Source organism: Sphingobacterium zeae, assembly GCF_030818895.1.
GTDB classification, from domain to species: domain Bacteria; phylum Bacteroidota; class Bacteroidia; order Sphingobacteriales; family Sphingobacteriaceae; genus Sphingobacterium; species Sphingobacterium zeae.
Genome location: NZ_JAUTBA010000001.1, coordinates 710485 through 732459, shown reverse-complemented (window position 1 = coordinate 732459; position 21975 = coordinate 710485). Strand labels below are relative to the sequence as shown.

General features: G+C 41.7%; 13 protein-coding genes. All 13 read right to left on the bottom strand.

The window, feature by feature from the left end:
* Window positions 1-30: 30 nt before the first annotated feature.
* The 13 genes from murQ to QE382_RS03070 all read right to left on the bottom strand — a co-directional run bounded on the left by murQ (window position 31) and on the right by QE382_RS03070 (window position 21973).
* Window positions 31-843, bottom strand: coding sequence for an N-acetylmuramic acid 6-phosphate etherase (murQ, locus tag QE382_RS03130; protein WP_307184647.1), 813 nt, complete (start codon window positions 841-843; stop codon window positions 31-33).
* 22 nt (window positions 844-865) lie between these two features.
* A complete protein-coding gene (locus tag QE382_RS03125) occupies window positions 866-1501 on the bottom strand; it encodes a polysaccharide deacetylase family protein (protein WP_307184646.1) in 636 nt (211 codons plus the stop codon).
* A 59-nt stretch (window positions 1502-1560) separates the two neighbouring features.
* Window positions 1561-3387 carry a glycoside hydrolase family 9 protein gene (locus QE382_RS03120; RefSeq protein ID WP_307184645.1) on the bottom strand — a complete coding sequence of 609 codons (1827 nt, stop codon included), beginning with the start codon at window positions 3385-3387 and terminating at the stop codon, window positions 1561-1563.
* Window positions 3388-3430: 43 nt separating this feature from the next.
* Entirely contained in the window at window positions 3431-5290 is a 1860-nt protein-coding gene (locus QE382_RS03115) for an outer membrane protein assembly factor BamB family protein (protein WP_307184644.1), read from the bottom strand.
* A 176-nt stretch (window positions 5291-5466) separates the two neighbouring features.
* Window positions 5467-7326, bottom strand: coding sequence for a RagB/SusD family nutrient uptake outer membrane protein (locus QE382_RS03110; protein ID WP_307184643.1), 1860 nt, complete (start codon window positions 7324-7326; stop codon window positions 5467-5469).
* Between the two features lie 11 nt (window positions 7327-7337).
* A complete protein-coding gene (locus QE382_RS03105) occupies window positions 7338-10799 on the bottom strand; it encodes a SusC/RagA family TonB-linked outer membrane protein (RefSeq protein WP_294348370.1) in 3462 nt (1153 codons plus the stop codon).
* 52 nt (window positions 10800-10851) lie between these two features.
* Window positions 10852-12093 (bottom strand): exo-beta-N-acetylmuramidase NamZ family protein, encoded by a 1242-nt coding sequence (locus QE382_RS03100; RefSeq protein ID WP_307184642.1) that lies wholly within the window; start codon window positions 12091-12093, stop codon window positions 10852-10854.
* A 608-nt stretch (window positions 12094-12701) separates the two neighbouring features.
* Window positions 12702-13703, bottom strand: a complete 1002-nt coding sequence (locus QE382_RS03095; RefSeq protein ID WP_307184641.1) for a phosphodiester glycosidase family protein — start codon at window positions 13701-13703, stop codon at window positions 12702-12704.
* Window positions 13704-13705: 2 nt separating this feature from the next.
* Window positions 13706-14509 carry a DUF4397 domain-containing protein gene (locus QE382_RS03090; RefSeq protein ID WP_307184640.1) on the bottom strand — a complete coding sequence of 268 codons (804 nt, stop codon included), beginning with the start codon at window positions 14507-14509 and terminating at the stop codon, window positions 13706-13708.
* An 18-nt stretch (window positions 14510-14527) separates the two neighbouring features.
* The gene (locus QE382_RS03085) at window positions 14528-16108 is read right to left on the bottom strand and encodes a SusD/RagB family nutrient-binding outer membrane lipoprotein (protein ID WP_307184639.1); all 1581 of its coding nucleotides are present in this window, start codon (window positions 16106-16108) and stop codon (window positions 14528-14530) included.
* A gap of 4 nt (window positions 16109-16112) precedes the next feature.
* Window positions 16113-19190 (bottom strand): SusC/RagA family TonB-linked outer membrane protein, encoded by a 3078-nt coding sequence (locus QE382_RS03080; protein ID WP_307184638.1) that lies wholly within the window; start codon window positions 19188-19190, stop codon window positions 16113-16115.
* A 395-nt stretch (window positions 19191-19585) separates the two neighbouring features.
* Window positions 19586-20233: an N-acetylmuramoyl-L-alanine amidase gene (locus QE382_RS03075; RefSeq protein WP_307184637.1), complete on the bottom strand. Its 648-nt coding sequence runs from the start codon at window positions 20231-20233 to the stop codon at window positions 19586-19588.
* Window positions 20234-20335: 102 nt separating this feature from the next.
* Window positions 20336-21973, bottom strand: a complete 1638-nt coding sequence (locus QE382_RS03070; protein WP_307184636.1) for a SusD/RagB family nutrient-binding outer membrane lipoprotein — start codon at window positions 21971-21973, stop codon at window positions 20336-20338.
* Window positions 21974-21975: the final 2 nt, after the last annotated feature.

The following is a 21975-nucleotide window of genomic DNA, read 5'->3' as shown; positions in this document are numbered from 1 at the left end:
TTAAAATAGGTGATTAGTAGTTGGTTATAGTCAATGCGCCGCCTGATAGGATTCTATCGCTTGTCTCACATTCCCGAACTGCTCAAGCAAAGCCGCAGCTTCATCCTCGGGCGCTCCTGTTTGATCCATAATGATACGCACACCACGACCTACCAGCTTATGATTTGACAATTGCATATCGACCATCTTATTTCCTTTGACCCGACCCAATTGGATCATCACTGCGGTGCTGAACATATTTAATACCAGCTTCTGTGCAGTACCCGATTTCATTCGGGTAGATCCAGTGACAAACTCAGGCCCCACAATTACTTCAACAGGATATTGCGCTATCTCCGCAATTGGAGAACCACCATTGCAGACGATACATCCTGTCACAAGTCCTTTTTCATTTGCGGTTTGCAATCCACCAATCACATAAGGAGTCGTGCCAGAAGCCGCAATACCCACCACAACATCGTTCTCATCGATATCATAGGCTTCCATATCCTTCCAAGCCTGCTCCAGATCATCTTCTGCAAATTCAACCGCTTTCCGAATTGCGGTATCGCCACCGGCGATCAAGCCGATGATCCATTCAAATGGCACACCGTAAGTTGGAGGTAATTCAGATGCATCTAACACGCCTAAACGGCCACTCGTACCAGCGCCGATATAAAAAGTTCGACCACCAGCCTTCATTTTCTCCACAGTGACCTTAACCAATGCTTCAATCTGAGGGATAGCCTGCTCTACAGCAAGTGGTACAGATTTATCCTCATTATTGATATTAGTCAATAATTCGTGCACAGACATCTTGTCCAAATCCTGATAATTCGAATCTTTCTCCGTTGTATTTACCATTATTAGTATGTATTGTATTTCTTTATTTCAATAATTCGGGTACATCCACAAGTTGATACCCTTTTCCCTTTAATATGCGAATGATATCATCCAAATGATGATACAGTTTATCTTTACGCCGATCATCCGTGCCCATATGAATCAATAGCATAAACCCGTTAAGCCCAAATCGTGCCTCGTAGGACCACAGATTGTGGAGAATCACTTCCGATGACAAATAACGAGTCCCAATTTCAGGATACGTATAATCGGCCGCTGTCCGTATTCCGGGTGTATAATTAACCGAAGATAGCCCCATCGCTTTTGCGCAGTTGACCGTTTCACTCGTATACCATTCATACGAAGGAATATAATAAGCCAGATTCCGGCTATCAATACCTGCACTTTGCAATGCATTCAGATTGGCTTTCAGATCACTCACAAAAGAGTCACGTGCAACCAATAACACATCTCGACTTCCCCAGTCGCTGACCAAAAGATGTTTATCCGAATGCCCCGAAACAAAGTGACCATCCGTTAACATCCGACGCACATATGGTTTAAAGGTCGGATTTCTGAGATAATCACCTGTCAGAAAAAAAGAGCCTTTAACGCCATTATGTTTTAGACTCGTCAATATCTCAGCTGTACCTTCAGATAAATCATGACCAGTAAACATCAGAGCCACCTGCCGCTTTGTCGAGTCACCCCGGACAATAGCACCAAAAATATCCCGGGTTACTTTTTTCCGGTCGGCTCCTCCATGGCCTTACCCTCTTTTGAAGCCAACAGATAAATCAACGAAGCGGTACCATCCATTGTCGGCTCATTCGTACTATAATCTCCGTAGTCGTCATGATAGACCGCCAAATCACTTTGAAACTCCGCATAATGATCGGGATTATTCAACTTGATACCGATCAAATTGCGATAAGTAGACGCCATAATAGGGCCATCAACCAAACCTCCGTCGATCGGGTGCTTTCCCAGAAACGTAAACGCCGAATGCGGATCCACAGGTGTATCGCCCCAAGATGGAAGACCATAAACCATGCTTGTTCCCCAGGGATTCGTCCCAAACAACCAGTCAAAATTAGCCTGAGCGAGCTCATCGAATTGCGCATCTCCTGTCAGTTCCTTATACCACAAACATTGGATGGCAAAAGATACAGTCAAATTATTGCTACACCAGATAAAGGGAACTCCCCGATAAAAGGCATTTAACTCTGCTCTGCGATTAACCTCCTCAATCCCTTGCTTATAGTAAGATACAATCTCCTCGCGATCTTGTCCTTTTAATCCTTTTGCCAGCTCATAATGCCCAAGGTTGATAAACGGATACCACTGATAGTGAGCGGCAGTATCGGTAATCATCCAAGGTGTCACCTTTTCCTGTCTGGCATATTGTAAACCCTCTCGGGCAAATTTCTTTTTCTTTGTCGCTGAAAGCCCCATTGCAGCAGCCAATTGCATATCATCCACCCAATTGTCCTCTGCATAAATATAGGGCGATTTCACGGAAACCGTCTGTGTCACGCCGGGTTTAATATTGGCATAGGCATAGGCGGACGCTGATTTCTTCGCCAGCAATCTGGCATACTTCCGATCTTCCTTATCAAACAACGTCGCCCCGAGGCGAAAAGCACTGCTAAATTTACCCGCAGTAGAACTCGTACCCGTCGTATTATTCATAAACTTACCGCGTTGCTGCGGCTCACCATCGATAAAATACACCGGCCTTTCAAATCCACGTCCATAATACGGATCTTCCTTGGGCATCCGCATACTGGCATGATCCCGGTCGTCTCCAATCTGATTGTACATTTCGTTAGCCTTGGGATGCATCTTCAACAACCAATCCAACCCCCATTTTGCTTCATCCAGGACATCTGCCCGGCCATTTTTACCATCAAGCCCATTCGCCAGCTTCAGATCACCAAACACTCTTGGAAAATCACGATAGGCAGCAAGCAAGTGAAATGTTGCATTTGCCGAAGTTGTCGCATATTGCAAGTAATCAGAAGCATCGTGCCAACCACCACCAGCATCGATATGCGAACTATCTTGAATTCCCACTTTTTCTGCGTAAAGCGTAAAACCATCGTGTGTATGGCAACTATCCTGCAGAAAGGGATTGAACAATGTCCGTTGTTGCCGCATATATCGCAATACGAAATCTGCGCCCCCTTTATAGACGTCCTGTGCAATTCGGAATGTTGCTGATTTTACATCGTCAGCCTGAACAAAGAAGAGCCCTGTATCTTGTACGGCAGAAAAATCAAAACGAAAGCTTTGAATAAAAGGACCGTAAGACCCATAATCTTTTCCAACAGGATGCACATACACGGTTTTACCTGTTTTCGCGTTTTTAATCTCAAAAGAACGAAGCTGCCTGATTGATTTCCCACCCCATACTGCAACCTTCTTACTTGCTAGAGTATAGCCCAATTGGTTTATTCTAATCCAAGCATTTTGCTGTGCTTTCGCAAAGTTACAAACAAAACATGCAAAAACAAGCACAAAAGCTTGACGTAAATTTAAGAAGTTTAGACATTTTTTTATCATATCAAGGCATTTATTTTCAAAAAAGATGTTTTTGTCAAATTGTTTAAAATGCTAATGACACTATTTTACCATCCATTGTACTCGCAATCACACCTTTTTGACCATGTATTGCAACCGGATTAAGCATCCCATTCGATATTTTATATTGCCACACAACATCGCCTGTTTTTGCGTTTACTGCAGAAAGTAAACCCGAATGACTCGGCACAAACACCAATCTGCCGTTTGTTTTGATAGCCGACGGCGTCAACTCATAAGGCAACTTCAATGCAGACTTCCAAACAACATCCATGCTGTTTCCGGCCACCGATACACCCAACAGATCACCATCCATTGTCTTTACATAAACCAATTTTTGATCCGCCGAAAGTCCCATCGACTCCCGTACTCGAATCGTATCTCTCTTTTCCCGCCAAATAACTGCTCCTGATTTCGCTTCCAGCGCCGTCATAAAACGATCGGGCGCAACCACAAAAACACGATTATTTACGCCCACTGGATTACACGCTGCGGCAGAAAACATGCGATTGGCCTGTCCATTGTTCCATTCCCAAGAAAGACGACCTGTCTTGGCATTCAGGGCATAAAACCCATTACTCCATGAACCGAAAATGACATTGCCCAAATAATAGGTCGGTAATGTTGACACAAATCCTTTGACCTGATCAAAACTCCATTTTACAGCACCTGTTTTAATATCCAATGCTCTAAACTTACCATCAGAACCGCCGATAAAAGCGACGCCATCGTGTAGTAATGGCGATCCCAAAACAGCTTTCTCTGTCTGCACCTTCCACAGTAATCGACCATTCCGAGCATCCACGGCATAAATTGCATGATCCGATGATCCAGCCACCACGATTCCTTTCGAAACTGCAGGCGTGGAATACACTTTACCTCCAGTACGGAATGCCCACAACTTCCTGCCGGTCTTTAAATCGAGTGCAAAGATATCTCCGGCAGTGTTTGATGTAATCACGCTATTTTTGTAAACCGTCAGTCCCGCTCCGATATCACTTGCATCTTCGAAAGTCCAATTGACCTTAACTTGATTGGCATATTTTGTATTGACAGCATAACTAGGTCGTGGGTAAGTCGCGGTTTCATTTTCAAAATGATGATTGAAAAGAGGGACAACGAGCCAGGGCTTTTCCTGGGTACCCATTCCCGGGTTACGCTCTTGATAAGTGGCCTTACCGTCTGCTATGGTTACAATATTATAACCACCAATTTCCTTATTTGCCCGCAGGTTGGAACGCCCCATTACACCAGGAATTCCTTCCCAATCGTATAATTTATTGATATGCCCATGCCCACAAAACGCCAGCTGAACATTTCGAGTTTTGACCCTTTTCAAGGCGTCAAACCAGTTATTCAACGATGAATCTTGTGGATAGTGGTTAATATAGATCAATGGTAGCTGTTTATCCGGGTTCGCGGCAAAAACAGAGTCCATCCAGACCAGATTTTCGTGTGGAATCTGACCGGGGCTCATCCGCATATTCGGACCGGAATTGGTACCCATAAATGCATAACCTTTGTGCTTAAAGAAAAAAGTTTCACCACCAAAAACGGTGCGAAAAGTATTGGCCCCATTTTCAGACCAATTTCCATCATGATTCCCCGGAATAACATACCAGGGAAGCTGCAAGCTATCCAAAATTTGCTTAGCCAGCTTGAGCTCATGATCAGCACCAAACTCAGTGATATCACCAGACAGTATCACGAAATCGATATCTTTCACCGTATTTAGGTCTTTTACTGTACGTCGCAAATCTTCCGCTCCTGTTGCACCGCCAACATGCGTATCGGTCACGTGAGCGAATTTGAAGGATTGCTGTGCTATCGAGACATTAAAAATGCAGGATAATGCAATAAAAAAGGTAATAATTGGAAACCTCATGCGTAATTTTTTCTTAAAAATAGCGTTTTTATGCATAAAAAAGAAATAAAAATGCGTTTTTATGCAAATCTAGTGTTTATTATTGGTTTAGATGCGCCTTAATAGTATTCGCTATCAAAGCATAAAAAAGCCTTGTCTACAAACATAGACAAGGCTTAATAGGTATGTAAATTAAATTACCACCCTTTAGTTTGGGTTAATTTATAACCTTTGGCAGCATATTCATTCACCTGCTCTAATCCAACAGGCGCAGTATAAGAGCGATCTGTAAATGATTCCCGGTTACGTACGTCCTCAACGCGATAATAACCAATTAACTTATCGCCATTCGTACCATCGTACGAAATGGTATTACCATTCGCATCCACCACTTTCAACAAACCTTTTTTGCTGTCCACCAACAGAGCCGGCATATCTTGTTTAACATTGATCCAAGGCCCCAAGAAATAGTCGTTGTTTTTGCTGAAATCCATGTAATTCAACTTCTTCCAACGTTTGATATCAAGTAGGCGCAATCCTTCATAAACAAACTCCATACGTCGCTCACGTCTGATTTCCCACATTAAAGGCGAAACGTCAGCATCGCGGGAAGGATCATTTGCAATAGCGCCAACTTGTAATGGAGCTGTTTTCTGAACACCTTTTGCGATCGCAACAGCGTCAAGCGGACGATTACGGATTGCATTAATGGATTTATCGATATCTGTCTGTGTCACTGCAACACCACCAAAACCTTCTGCCAAAATTTGCTTCGCCTCAACCCAGTTCAGCACAACTTCCGCCAGGCGGATCACAGGAGCATCCGATGTATTTGTACTGGAAGCCCAAGCTGCCGGATAAGTTTTGCCCAAATAACCCAAAGCTTCACGCGATGCAAACTTATACGCATAGAAAAGTGTCGACGAAGATGTTAGGGGTTTCTCGTAGATGGAAGCCTCAAAACGTGGATCACGCGTCAGCGCCAAATCTTTTAGCGTAAAACTATTTGCATTTGCCAAAGAAGAACTTTGCCATGGCTTACCGTCGTTACAGATAAAAGATTTAATCAACACAAGATTAGCAGCATTACTCTGACCTTCGGTACCATTGCTATACGATCCTACACTATGCGTTGCGCTCTTCGTAGCATCATAAGCGCGGTACATAATCACCTCCTTATTAGCACTTAAATCTTCCGAAGCAAATAAGCTTTTGAAATCACTGCTAAAATTATAGGCATTGGAAGCCATAACAACTTCTGCGGCTTTTTGTGCCATTTCAAGGTATTTCTTTGCTCTTTCCTTATCTAAATTGTGATAATACAAAAAGGAGCCTTCAAACAACATCAGTCTAGAGATAAACGATGCCGCCACATATTTGTTCAAATATTGCTTACCATCATTTGTACGCATATTGTCCAATACATACTGAAAATCGTCATACACATGATCCATCACAACCGCACGGCTGTCGCGATCTTTGTACATCAAATCCAGTTCAGTATCTTTCAACTCCTTATCATAATAAGGTACGTCACCAAACACTTCGACCAATCGGCTATATTCAAACCCTCTGAAAAAACGAGCTACCGCCATCCAATGACGATACGTTTCGTCATTGATATTGGGTTTGGTTTTGTTCTCAATACGGTCGATAAAGATATTTGCTTTACGCACATAAGTAAAACTCCAAGTCGGACCGGCATATTCACGGATCATTTCAGGAGTTTCCATTAAAGCTATCGTGCTGGAATATTGATTTTTTCGACTTGTAGGAATCGTATTTTCAAAATTATCCTGAATATTTTTCTTCGTTAGATCATCCGAAAAATCATAACCTGTCACCGGCGCATAAGCCTTAGCGAAACCTGTATTATATCCCGTAAAATAATTGGCATAAAAACCGTTAGCGTACAGGCGCAGCGCAAGCTCGTTGCCCCAACCTTTATCATCTTCCAAGCTTGTCAACTGATTACGATCAAGCACGTCTTTATTACAGGATGATAGCACCAACGTTGCTCCGAGCGCCAAAAATGCTATTTTCTTTGTAAATTTCATTGTTGTAAATTTTAAAAATTAACCTGAACACCAAACGACACCGACTTAAACATTGGTGTACCAACTCCTGTTCTACCCGAGTTATAATTTGTAGCATTAAAAATAGAAAATCCATTGATTGCCTCTGGGTCTACTGGTAAGCCGTTCAGCTTATCAAAAGTGAAGAAGTTTTCCAATGAAGTATATACTCTTGCCGTTTTGATAAATGCTTTTCGCGTAAATGTCGATGGAAGGGTATAACCCAATGTGATATTTTTAATACGTAAATAAGACATATCCAATAGGTAACGGGACTGTTTAACCATATTGTTTGCATCATTGCTTGCCGCATTATTATATGCTCTCGGATAGAAAGCACCTGTATGGTCTGCAGACCAGAAATTATCAGCAATTGCTGCAGGCATAGCACCATCTGAAGCGTTATAACCTGGAATCGTCAAGAAACCATTACCCCAGATCTGACGTTTTCCTACCCCCTGCATAAATCCAGAAAGATCAAAGCCCTTATAGTCAAATCCCAAACGGAAGCCGTATTCATAACGCGGTGTTTCGTTACCGATAATCTCCATATCACCATGATCATCCAAGGTACCAGCTCCGGCATTAATCTGACCATCGCCATTCAAGTCAGTAAATTTCACGTCACCAGGACCAAATTTAAAATTACTGCTTGTCGGGAAGGTATTGTAAGCGCCATTAGGATCTGAAAGTTTATTCATCACTTTACCTGCCACTGTTGTCGTAACTAGCTTACCATCCGAACCATATTCAAAATCACCCGCCTGATACAACCTATCAGTACGATAGCCCCAGATTTCACCCACATCTTTACCATTATAGTAATCTGAAATTACCCGCGTATTTGTATATTGCAGAATAGTCGTTTTCGCATCGGATAACGTTCCTCTGACATTAAAGCCAAAGCCACTTTCAAAACGATGGTTAAAATCTAAAGCGAGTTCCCATCCTTGTGTACGTAAGGCGCCAAAGTTACCCTGTGGTGCTGGAGCTCCAAACGTTGCGCTAACATCACCACTTGGGACGATCATGTTTTTAGTATCTCTTCGATACCAATCGAAAACTAACCCCAATTTGTTTTTGAACATGCGCATATCCAAACCTATGTCTGTCGTTTCAATACGCTGCCATTTCAATTCACTTCTTACTGCCGAAGGAGTTCCGATCGTAAAATAACGGCTACCGTCAGCACCCAACCAAGCGACATCCCCAGGTATCATTGTCGATGTGTATAAACTTGGAGGTACAGTTTGGTCACCAATAGATCCCCACGAGCCTCTGAACTTCAACTGACTAAGCGTAGGCTTAGCCCATTCCATAAAACTCTCTTCCGACGCTACCCAACCTGCCGAGAAAGATGGGAACCATTGCCATTTCAGATCTTTCGGAAATTTCGAAGAACCATCATAGCGAATGTTTGCCTCCACAAGATATTTATTTTTATAGGCATAATTTACACGTCCGAAATAGCCTAGTTGTGCCTCCCATGCAGCATCACCTTTCGCCAATTGCGCAGACGTATTTACACCGAAACCCAATTGTGGATTACGAATATCCAATAAGTTAAATGTTTGCGAAGAGTTCATATCATAATCCAACGTCACACGGTTAACACCGGCAATAAATTTGAAATCATGATCATCGTCCAGATTTAAATCATAGGTTGTGAACGCATTGATCGTATTGTTACGACGAGCACCTGAAGCTCTCAAAAAGTGATCAGGATTTGCTCCATTAGCTGTATACGTATAGTAATTCAGATCATATGCAGGCATCGCTCCTGTAGCACCTGCAGCAACCACCTGACCGTCAGAATTTACATAGATCGGATTGCCCGAAGCATCTTTTCTCGCTACACCCGCAACCCAAGAATCTGCCGCAGTAAAACGTGTACCAGGCTGCGTTGTGATTTCCTCTTGATTGGAGAATGTATAATCAAAATCAACTTTCCAGTTCTTCTTGATATTCACAGTGGCTCCTAAATTCAGATTGATGTAGTTATTTTGGAAACTCGCCGTATTTGCGGAAGACGTCTCGCTCCATGGACTACGAATCATATTACCTCTGTCGTCATACCCCATCGGATACAATGAGCTCCAGCGATAAAGATACAACCACGGATCTGCGGTCGTTGAACTTGTTGTATAAGGATACTCTTTTTTACGGCGCGATACCATAGCACCACCGCGTACAGTTAAGTATTTATTAATATCAGAGGATATGCGCAATGCCGCATTTGTACGGTTAAACTTGTCATGATCCGTTGTTTTCATCATACCAGACTGACTCAACAAACCCATGCTCAAATTATATTGTGTCTTACCAGATGTACCCGAAAGACTTAAATCATGCTGAGAAGTAGGCGCAGCCTTACGGATCATATAATCCTCTACGTTGTAGGTACGAACACCATACTTTTTAGTAGGTTCGGCAGGATTGACATACCAATCACGGCCATAAACAGTAGGATCATTAGCACCAATGGAGTTACCGTAATTCTTTTTCCAATCCAATGCCCGTTGATAGCTTTCGCGGTTAATCTTATAAAAAGCACCTGTCTCAGATTCTCCGACACGTTCAGCTGCCTCCAAAGAGTATTTAAGCGCATTCACATCCCCCATATTATAATCTACGGCAGAGTTCTGGAAGGAGAAGTTATTGGAATAATTGATATTGAAGCTATCACCACCCTTTGCTCCTTTTTTTGTGGTAATCAATACCACACCAAATGCAGCTTTAGCACCATAGATAGAAGAAGCTGCTGCATCCTTCAGCACCGAAATAGACTCGACATCAGCAGGATTAACCAATTGGATACTTGGAATCTCCACATTATCCAATAAAATAAGCGGACTAGATCCCCCAGCAATCGAACCCATTTGACCACGAATTTTCATCACAGGATCGGATCCAACTTCTCCACTAGGCACCACAACGGTCAGACCCGGTGTCGTACCTTGAATACCACGGCCAACATCTGCAATGGCACGGCCCTGCAGATTATCCTTTACGTTAATAGTAGAAACAGCACCAGTTAAGTTACCTTTTTTCTGCGTACCGTAACCCACCACCACAACTTCATCCAACGCTTGATTATCGTCGGCTAGCGTCACATCAAGCGAACCTGAAGTTACGGTAACTTCTTTCGTCACGTATCCAATAGATGAAAAACGCAACTTGCTCCCCACGGCAGCTGTAATTTTAAATTGTCCTTGAGCATCGGTCTTTGTTGACGCAGTACCGCCAATTAAAAATACACTTACCCCAGAGACTGGACCTTTTCCATCCTTTACAGTACCTTGCACCGTATTTTGAACCGCACCTTTTGCAGAAGAACGTAGAAGAGCGCTTGTTAAATTACCACTGTTCAACGTACCTTCTTTCTTTGTAAAAGAATAGGATTCAGAAGGAAAACTCAATCCAAGAGCAACAGAAAATAGTACAAATTTTCTCATTGATTATAGAGTTTTAAAATAAATGATTCTAGTTAATATTTGTTAGTTATTGCTATTCAAAATCAGTGTAAAGCAGATACTTTTTACGCATTTGCTTATATGCTTTTAAGTCATCGGACCACGACGCACGAATCTGTTTCTCGGATTGACCCGCAAGGATCTGCTTGCGTAACTGATCAGTGCCTGCCAGTTTATCAAAAAATTCAGGCCGTGCAAAAAAAGTGGATTTATCCGGTGTCTTTTGATAAAAATCCAATAGATATTTTAAGGTGAATTTTTGACCCGCTGGATCTAAAGCACGTAGGTCTATACCATAATTTGTAGCCCCTTTTCCTTCCACATGCTTCGACATGCCATGACGTTCGCCGGGGGTAAACGTAAAAGAACCGTACACCGGATTTGTATATCCTAAAACCTGAAAAGGCCAATCTGTACCACGTCCTACCGAAATATCAGTCCCTTCGAAAAGGCACAATGAAAGATATAAACGGACAGACAGTGGATTGGGTAGACTTGGCGAGGGAACTACGGGCAAATCATACATTGTTTTGTGATCCCAGTTTTGCACCTTCACTATCTGTATATCCGCCTGGCGCCCATTTTCCAACCAACGTTCTCCATTGATCATCTGTGCGAGCTCTCCAATAGTCAGACCGTGAATCATCGCTATCTTATGCCAAGACACATCGGATTTAAATTTATCGTCATGCCTTACAGGTCCATCTACTTGATCGCCGTTAGGATTTGGGCGATCGAGAATGATCAGTTTTTTATTATGTTTTGCACAAAGTTCCATGACACGATGCAATGAAGTGATATAGGTATAAAAACGCGCACCTACATCTTGTAGATCGAAAATCATGACATCAATGGAATTCACAATGGAATCCTGCTTTTTATTACCACCATATAATGTAAACAAAGGCAAACCTGTTTTCTGATCCAAATCATTCCCAAACTTCTCGCCACGTTCAACATTACCACGGAAACCGTGCTCTGGAGCAAAAGCAAACTTTAAGTCAACTTTATTCTCCATCAATACATCAACAATATGCCTTTTATCGGAACCAACAATCGAAGTTTGATTTCCCATAATACCTACCTTCTTACCTTTTAATTGAGGCAGATATAAATCGAGCTGATCCGCTCCCGGCAAAATCACATGTTCTGCCGCCCCCGCTACGCGTATCGCATTTGTCGCATTGACCTGAGCAGACTTTAGTGAACTGCCACAAGAGACAAAACCGGCAAAGGAAATCACAAAGGCAAGTTTTAATAAGGTAGTTTTCATCATAAATAGACTTTTAGCTCATGCAGAAATGCAGTTTTATGCATGAATAATTGAAAATCAGGATAAAAGTAAGTAGAAGTTTTCGTTTTTAAAACAAAACTTGTCATAAAAACGCAAAAGAAAGTAAGTGTTCACTTTTTTTTAAAATTAAAACTGGAATAAAGTCATCAATTATGAATCACCTCAAAACCAATAAAGATATAAGTTAAACAGTAGAATTACAACGATTTAAAAAAATATTTCAAGATTAAACTCATCTTGACGTCGCGGGATAAAAATACGAACAAGTAACAAACACATTACTTTTAAAACAGCACGCATAACACGCATAAATCAGTACTAGAAAGCAACTAAAACATTGGCTATCAAACCACCAAATTGCCATTCAGCAAAAAACTGCAACTATTTTATTACCTCACCACCCTGCCGCTATTGGCGGCAACGCCTGCGTGCATCATAATCTTTTACCCCAAAAAGCCAATACGAACACATCGACTATTTCAGCGCACCAAGATATACGACCGTCTTAGCCTAGCATAAATTCAATATCATGCAAAAGGGCTTTCGGATATCTCTTCCAAAAGCCCTTTTGCACGATGCTCAGATAGATACTATTTTACTACAAAACCAATACCATTGGCACTAGAACCACCAGCAGCTGCTACCGGCTTATTGACCACTTTCCAGCTTACCCCGCCGGTGAGCGCGTCATTTTCTATGCGTTGCACCATTACGGATGCAGCTCCACCATTTGTGACAAAAGCATCTGAAGCTCCGATTGATTGCATAATCTTTCCTAAATCATTATAGGTAATACCAACGGAAAAAGCATTCGTACCACCATCCACCACCACAGCATACAAATAATTTTTATCAGCATTGAGTCCCAACGCTGTATTCGCCTGTACCGTTGTTGTCGTCGAAGCCACAGTAGCACCTTTATATAACAGCCATGTACCCCCAGACACCAATGAAGCAAGATCATTTAAATTATATGCGTCCATCGACGATGACTCCGATGGTTTATTGCCTACAAAAACAGAACCGTCCTTTTTCACACCCAAAAAGGGCCTAGTATTTGATGTCGCGGTCGTGGTAGTCGTTTTCAACAGCCGACTTCTAAAGATGAACGAACCTGTCGGCGCCGAAGAGGTTACGACATCTCCATTGATTGCTGCTATTATTTTACCTCCAGAACGGCCTTCATTATATTTCGCCATATCTGCCATCGTCTGCACCGTAAATAGATAATCATCGAAAGGACTTAATGCTGCCACCTTTACATTAGACTTCGAAAGATCCACCTCTAAAATCTGCATACTCATGGCCTGATTTAATTTATTCACATAACGAACATGCGTACGCTTCATTCCATCTGCAAGGGTTGTCGTAGAATCCAGCTTAAAAATTGAGATGATATCCGTTTTGTCCATAATCTTTTTTACGAGCGTACCGATCTCATTGTCAGGCGGGATCACTTCCGGGGTAGTCACCACAGGCTCTCTTTGCTCAAATACAGGATAATCATCCCGCTGTTTACAAGCCACCAGCGAAAGGAGCAAGTAAAACGATGCAGTTATACACAGTTTATTTCTATATTTTTTATTTTTCATGACTATCGAATTAAGAAAAATGAAACATAAGGTTTCATGATGGTAGATGTAAAACCTTCATACCCCAGCGCATAGACAGTATATGATCTTCGGTCCAAAATCGCACCGGCATTTGAATAAGAAGCTAATACCGATGCGTTTGTGATAGGCGATCCTGCCCGACGTATCTTCCAGGTACGAGTTGTGATACGATTTAATTCAAAATACGGACTAGTCTCCAAATACTTCACATTTTTAGCGACCAATGAGTCCTGTGTCGGCTCGGAGGATGTTGCGGCAGCGCCATAGTAGAGATCTATAGCTTCCACATTAGGCATTAGATTTGTAAAACGGTAGCGCGCCTGTGTACTATCTGGACGAGTCAAATCTTCTTCATTCAAAATCATTCTGGTATTTTTTGCCGTATCCGTCACATGAAGCGTATAACGCTTACCCGCCTCAAACTTCACCGTAGATTGGTATAATATGATAGAATCCAAACCACTATCCGTCTTATAAGGCAGTCCAACCTGCACATTAACAGAGCCCGATTTCCATTTCAGAAAGTCCGGACGAGAATCACCGCGGGTATTATAACCGCCCCCTGGAAAAGGCTCTCTGCCCCGGATAAGCGGCGTAACACGCTGGCCATCAAACTTTACATACATATAACGATCGTCTGGATAAACAGAAGCCATGTTAATTTTAACAATTGCATCGTCTACCCCCATAAACTCCACATCGCCAAAATTCTGTATGGCTTTATCACAAGAATAAAAACCAAAAAGAAACAAGCAGGCACCTAATATAATTTTCAAACTTTTCATACTTTAATCTTTAATGGATTAATTATCTTTTGTTACAAACCAGGTAGGTTTGGTGACATAATATGGATCCAAGGCTCCCCACTTATCCAACTCTTTTGCATTCCACGCATATTCCGAGTTATAACGGGGACGCACCCTATAACAGTAAGCCTGATATTGCAAGCCCGAGCCGCTAAGTGACTGATACTGCTTAAAAATATTCGTATCGTAATTATACTTGCGCAGATCACACCACTGTTCCAATCCGCCCCAGCCCCATTGTACAATATATTTCTGTCCCATAATATCGGAAAGCATCAGATCAGCCGAAGTCTGCGGGATTTCACTACTCGTCAAATATGATTTGATCTGTGCTTCACTGATGGCAGTTTCAGCATTGGTATTGATATACTTGTTCACAAAAGTCATGTGCGAGCGAATTGCATTCAGATAAGCTTCATAGGCCTCAGGCAGCGATCCCTTAATAAAAAGAGCCTCCGACTTAACCAATTGCAGTTGTGCATACGTCATCAATGGAAAATCGACTTTATCTCTAAAAATGAATTTTCCTTCGTACACACCACCCACGATCTTACCCAGAACCGAAGGTATAATTGTCGCCGAATTGGTTACATTTGGCAGAGCCCCAGAAAAGACCGTATCAGCTGTATTATCTAAATTTCTATTGATCATTCTCAAAAGGCGCGGGTCACTTGCGACACGTGAAGGCGCCGTTACGGTACCCCTTAGCCCTCCAGACAAATAACTTACAATAGGTTGACCGGCACGGCTATAGTACGTACTCGTATAAACTCCATACAACGGCCCGACCACACTTGAGGTTTCGGCTTTATCGCCCAAAAACTTAACCGCCGCATCGTCATCATTTGATGCCAACGACTGATTCACGTAATAAAGAACAGAATCCGCATATTTTGATTTAAAATCAGGCTTATTCACCAAATGGATATACTGAAGGGCGCGAATACCATAAACAAACTTACGCCATTTCTCCATATCGCCCCGAAAAAGATTGTCTCCTTTTTCTGAACTCAAATTAGCACTATAATCGAGTGGACTCTTTTGATCCATATAATACAAAGCAGAATCACACCAAACTCTAACTTGCGCATAGACGTCTTTTTGATCGTCATACTCAAAGCTAAGCTGATCGCGCAGAGCTTCTTTCATAATAACGGGACCATGATAATCGGTAAGCATTTGGTAGCCCCAGGCCTTAACGGCATAACCTATTGCGGCATACTCATATTTCTCATTTTCCACTGCATCCCGGATCATATTAGCCAGGTTCCGCCCATGGTTAAAATAGACCATTCGCCACATCACTCCACCAACATCACTCTGTAGTCTAAATCCATGCCTTTCCCAAACTTTTGAAGCATCGTCAGCCGAAGCCCCCATAATGGACTGATTAAACTTATTCATAATGGTCTGATCCTGCGCATAACCGTTTGCCATATGAAATATAATGGGAGCCAACAAAATCTCGGCCTTAGCATTTTGTGGATAAGATGGATTATCATTGATATCCATAAATTTTTTACAACCTGTCATTATCAAAGTCAATAACAACAAAGCCGTGACTATTTTTGCTTTCATAATTTTATAATTGTAGGTTAACGCCAAGGTTGAAGCCCTTCGGTCTGGCCATATTACCAAAATCTATTCCATATCCTCCAATGCCACCTATACCGGTTGTATTCGAATTACTTTCGGGATCCAATCCTGTATAATTTGTAAACATAACGAGGTCAGTAGCTGTAAAAAACGCCTTTAGTGAAGACCGTTCACCTAAGAACCGTGTCAGTCTTTTTGGCAACCGATAACTTAACGTAATATCACGCAGTCTCATTGTGTAGATATTCCGCTCCACGAACATACCCGGCTCGATATTGGTAAAATAATAAGCGGAGGAAGTATATGGTGTTACCGCAATATGGTTGATTGTAGGATTTTCCGAATTCTCCAATCCATCCTTCAAAACACCCCTTATCACCCGTGGATCTTCTCGATTTAGCGTTTTCGTTGACATACCCAGCGTATACATATTATAATCCAGTCCATTCAATACATCGCCACCTTTACGCCAGTCCCACAAAAATGTCAGGTACCAATCTTTATAATTGAACTTGTTAACCATCCCCAGCGTAAACTTCGGCAGGCGGTCGGCAATCGGGTAATAGCGGTCTGTCCCAGCGACCGGCAAACCAGTTGCCGGATCGATCAGTACGTCGCCTTTCGTATTCCGCATAAACTGCGTTCCCGAAAGAGCACCCATACTGTAACCAGGCAATACCGCCGAGCGCACCCCGCTGAGCAGCCAAGTATCCGAATCATACAATTCCGGCAAATCTTCAGCCAGCGACAACACACGGCCTTTATATTGGGTAAAGTTGAAGACAAGGTTCCAGTTGAAATTCTTCTTGACAATCGGATTGAATATTGCCTGAACCTCGGTACCCACATTTTTCACTTTACCTCCGTTCATCATTTTTAAAACAAATCCAGAACCATAACTCAGTCGGGGCAAAATAATCTGTCCATCACTCAGCCTGGAGAAATAACTAAAATCAAAAGAAACAAACCTTTTAAACAAAGAAAATTCTATCCCAGCCTCAAGCTCATTCGTCATTTCAGCAACGAGTTTATCATTTCCTCCGTTGAAACCATAAGCATATCCACCGCCTGTAGAATACTGAGGCTCATAATTGGATTTGATAAAATAAGAGCGAAGTGGCCCTTTACCTGTTTTACCTGCTGAAAATCTAATCTTCCCATCTGAAATCACGTCCGAGACTGCCTTAATTGGATTTAAATCTGTAAAATTAAAGGCCAAAGAACCCGAAGGATATGAGAAATAGGGATCATTCGGCATTAAACGTGAGGTCCCATCCAAACGCCCAGATAAGGTCAGATACAGCAAAGTTTTATACCCTAACACAGCCTGACCAAAGAATCCGATAGAACGGTAGTTGTTGATGATGTTTTTTGCCAGACGCGTCGAGGCATAGGTATTATTGATGCTGTAGAAATTTGGATCAAAAAAATTAGTCCCGTACTGCGAATCCGTAATTGAGCTTTGATCGCGAATTTCACCACCTAAAAATGCGCTGATTGAATAATCACCAAAAGTTTTGTTGGCAGAAAAACGTGCATTACCGTACAGAATACGCGTATTATTCTGATAAGTACTATACTTACCACCCGTAGGTGAAGTGGAGGAGCCCGAACCGGAATAGGACTGCGGATGATAAACGCTTTCACCTTTTGTGTTGGAATAATCTATCCCCACAACACCTTCAAATCGAAGCCAGGATAATGGCTTATAGGTAAAATTTGAAGAAGCCAGCGTACGGTTGGTTTTATCGTTGGCAATGTTCCGATACACATCCCAAAAAGGATTATCCAGTTCATTATAAATATCCTTGGTATTTAACACACGATTGCCTTTTTCATCGATCCAATTCCTAACGTCGTAGAGCGGATTAAAGCGCATCAGTGTCATCAAATAACCTGTAGTTCCTTTTCTTGCTTTATCATTGTCCGAAAAGATAAAGTTGAACGAAGTATTCAGTTCAAATTTATTTGAAAATTTAGCAGTAGAATTTAATCGCGAAGAGAAACGCGTGTATCGTGTATTGGGAACGATACCCGTATTATCATTATATTCATTTGACCAGCGATAGCTTAGATTTTCATTACCACCATTAAAGGTTAAGTTATGCTTTTGATTATATCCGTGACGAAAGAAATTTTTCACATTATCTTTATGCAATAGCATTTCCTCCTTGTATTTTGGGCCTAATGCGTAGGAAGATGTACCATCATAATTACCATTCAACCCTTGCATGTAGGTATACTGCCGTTCAGGGAATTTATTGACAAACTCCATCCTTCCCGAATAGCTATAATCAACCCCAAATTTACCGCTCTTAGCTTTCTTTGTTGTGATAATGATTGCACCTCCAGCACCTGAACTCCCATATAATGCTGTTGCCTCTGGCCCCTTCATCACAATATAAGTTTCAATATCCGAAGGGTTAATATCCAGTGCCCGATTGGAATAATCCAGATCCCGATTGGCTCCATTCATTGCTAGGTCATTTTCATTGACTGTTGAATTGTTAATCGGCACTCCATCGACAACAATCAATGCATTATTATCCCCCGAAATAGAGGCAAAACCCCGAAGCACGATTTGAGCCGAGGCACCAGGCATACCCGACGTACTGTTAATGGACAAGCCCGGTACACGTCCTTGCAAGCCTTGAAAAAAACCTTCCCGCTGTGTATCCGAGACATCTTCTCCGCTGACTTTCGGGGTAGAATAACCCAAGGATTTTTTTGACCGCTCAATACCCATGGCTGTTACCACAACTTCATCTAGGGACGCATTATTCTCTTGGAGAACAACATTAATAACAGACCGGCCATTTACCGCAACTTCCTGCGATTGATACCCCACATATCTGAATACCAAAGACGCGCCTTCAGAAACTGTTATCTTGTAATTACCCTGACTATTCGTCGCTGCCTGACCTCCTTTTCCAGTCTCCCGCACGGTCACTCCAGCCAAACCGGCGCCGCTCGCACTGGTCACTCTGCCGGCAATATTTTTTTGTGCTAGGGCAACACCACAAAAACATAGCAAACCCAAAAAAATGAGCAAACTCCTTTTCATAATTTTAAATTTTAATTCATAAGATCAATTTGGTTTTAAATAGGTTGCACCGTAACCTAGTACGGTAACAAAACGCAAAATACGCACATTATTTTTTCATAAGCAGCTGCTATTTTTAGGTAACAATATTGGTTTGTTCTACTTTTCACCTCTAATATAGCACAAAAATGCATAACATACGCTATTATTTTCATTTTGTTCGCATAAAGTCAAGCAGATAACTCATAAAAACGAATAACAAAGCAACAAAAAAGACAATTCGGAAAAGCGGCAACAGATGATTATTACTATTTTACGGATTTCAACCTAAAAGCAAGAATAATAGTAGCAGCACCACTAAGTAACAAAACGCAACAAGTGGCAATGTGTAAAAACACTTAAAACGAAAAAAGAGACTAGGGTAGTCTCTTTAATTTTAAATCATTCAGCGCGGACCGCAATTCATTCATGAATTTATCGCCCGGATCGTCTTTACCTGTAATATAATTTGGATCTGTCTCTTTCCACCAACTTGTTTTTTTGAAACGCTGATATTCATGGTGGCCCAATACAAATGCTATCGGGTATTTTTTGCTGAGATAGCGAATTAGTTCTTCATTAGCTTTCAGTTGCGCATGCGTTAGCGGATGTTCACGGCTGCCGATATTCTCGATACCGATCGCACAATAGTTGAGTCCTATTGTATGTCGCGCAAAGATAGAATCGGGCAAAAATTGGTAAATAGTGCCATCACGATCAATGACAAATTGGGAAGATACATTCAAAGCACTTGCTTTGGTCAGCTCAGGTCTTCCCGGTAGTTTCACAGGATTGAAAGTGTTGAACGTTGCTTTCACACTATTGTTTGCAGTCCAGTGCACGACAACCATTTTAGGATGAATAATCGGGGCTGACTGGGTCAGACCATGTCTATATTTTAAATAATCCAGGGAAAGCTGTATTCGTTCCTGATTCCAAGTAATTGGTTTTTGAATAATCTTGGGAGATTGGGCGAACAACATCGTCGCCAAAAGGCAATTAACAACTAACAGAATAGATTTCATTATACAAATCTAACAAATTAAAAATTTAGGCCAGTAATCATGCTATTGAAAAAGGCCTGAAGGATATACCTTCAAGCCTTAAAATAATATCAGCATATACACTTACTTTTTATCCCAAAATACGGGTTTAGTGATATATGTTGGCGAACCTGCATCGGGATCGGCCTTTTTCACTTGGTCAAGATTATAGCTGTTTTCGTAAGAAGCTATTGCAAATCTCCTTGGCCAATCAGTTGGATTAGGAAAAGAATTTGCAAAAACATGACTAGGACGATTGAAACCTTTATAAATACCGATTGCCTCGTTATAATTACCAGACGCATCTGTGCAAAAATCCATTCTACGCAAGTCTGCCCATTGCTCTTGCGAATAAGAAAGCGCTATATATTTTTGAATCATAATTTGGCTTAACGTCAGCTTGGAAGCATCCTGAACAACAGATGTACTCTCTAGGAACTTTGTCAGATCTCCACTAGCCACTCCCATTATTTCCATATGAATTTTAATTCCATCCTTATACGCCTGGAGAGCCAGAGCAAGCTGTCCTTTTTTGAAACGTATCTCTGCTTCTATAAATTTCATTTCGGCACCAGTTAACAATAAACCTTTTCCTCCTTTTCGCGTATACCATGTTCCGGTTGACAAAACACGTCCAGTAGAAGCCGCTGTATTGCTTCGTAAGGATATATAGACAGAATCAACATGGGAAAACTGATTATTTTTTTCGTTGAAAGTCACCGCTACAGGACCTGTCGCGGGTAAAGAAGATTGCATATCCACTACTTTTGAACGCATCAATACTCCTTTACCATTATCCATACTAGGAACCAATAGATCCAAGCGAGGGTCTACCATATTATTCGCTCCTGTAGGAGCACCTGTATAATTATTGGTGATATAGTCGTAATACAGTTTCGTTATTCTTGCAGTAGTACCGGTATTAGCCCATTGCAGAGCAGCTTTAGAATTATCACTGACATCTTTACCCTCATCCACATACTGATACGTAGTACCATCAATACTTGAAGAAGGAGCCTTAGCCAATAAAGACAGAATTTCATCCGGATTATAATTTGCCTTTTTACTATAATGGTTTAAAAAACGTGCCTTTAGACCATAGGCCAATTTTATCCACTTTTGTACATCACCACCGTTATAGGTATCGCCTTCTTTCAAAGAAGGTGCATACTGATCTTGTGCTTTACTAAGATCTAAAATTGCTTCATCAAGTAGCGGCAACACTTTCCCATAGATATATTCTCCGTCATCAAACTTAGGGGTAAGAATATCTTTATTATCAAATTCATCATAAGGCAAAATTCCATAACAGTCGACCATATATCCAAAGCCCCATGCCTTTATAATCTTACCAACACCCACATAATGATTTGCGCCAACCTTATCGGCGGCATCAATCATCGGCTGAATATTTACAGCAGTATTGACATACCAAGCTTGCCAAGGCCATCCCACGGCAGCATTGGTCAGATTCCATCTTGTCAAATTCCAGTTATTGCTATTTGCATTCACCACTGCCAGTTGCTGTGTAATAAAAGAAGCCCTTGTGCCGGCGCTTTCATACCCATCAGCAAATTGAGCCAGTATAGGGGGCAAACGCTGCACAGCTGTCGGAACAGTCGTATTCGCCGAATTAGGGTTTTCATTTACATCAAGCCATTTGCTACACGAACCCAAAGCGAGTGTTGAGGCTGCAGCTACTATATAAATAAACTTTTTCATTT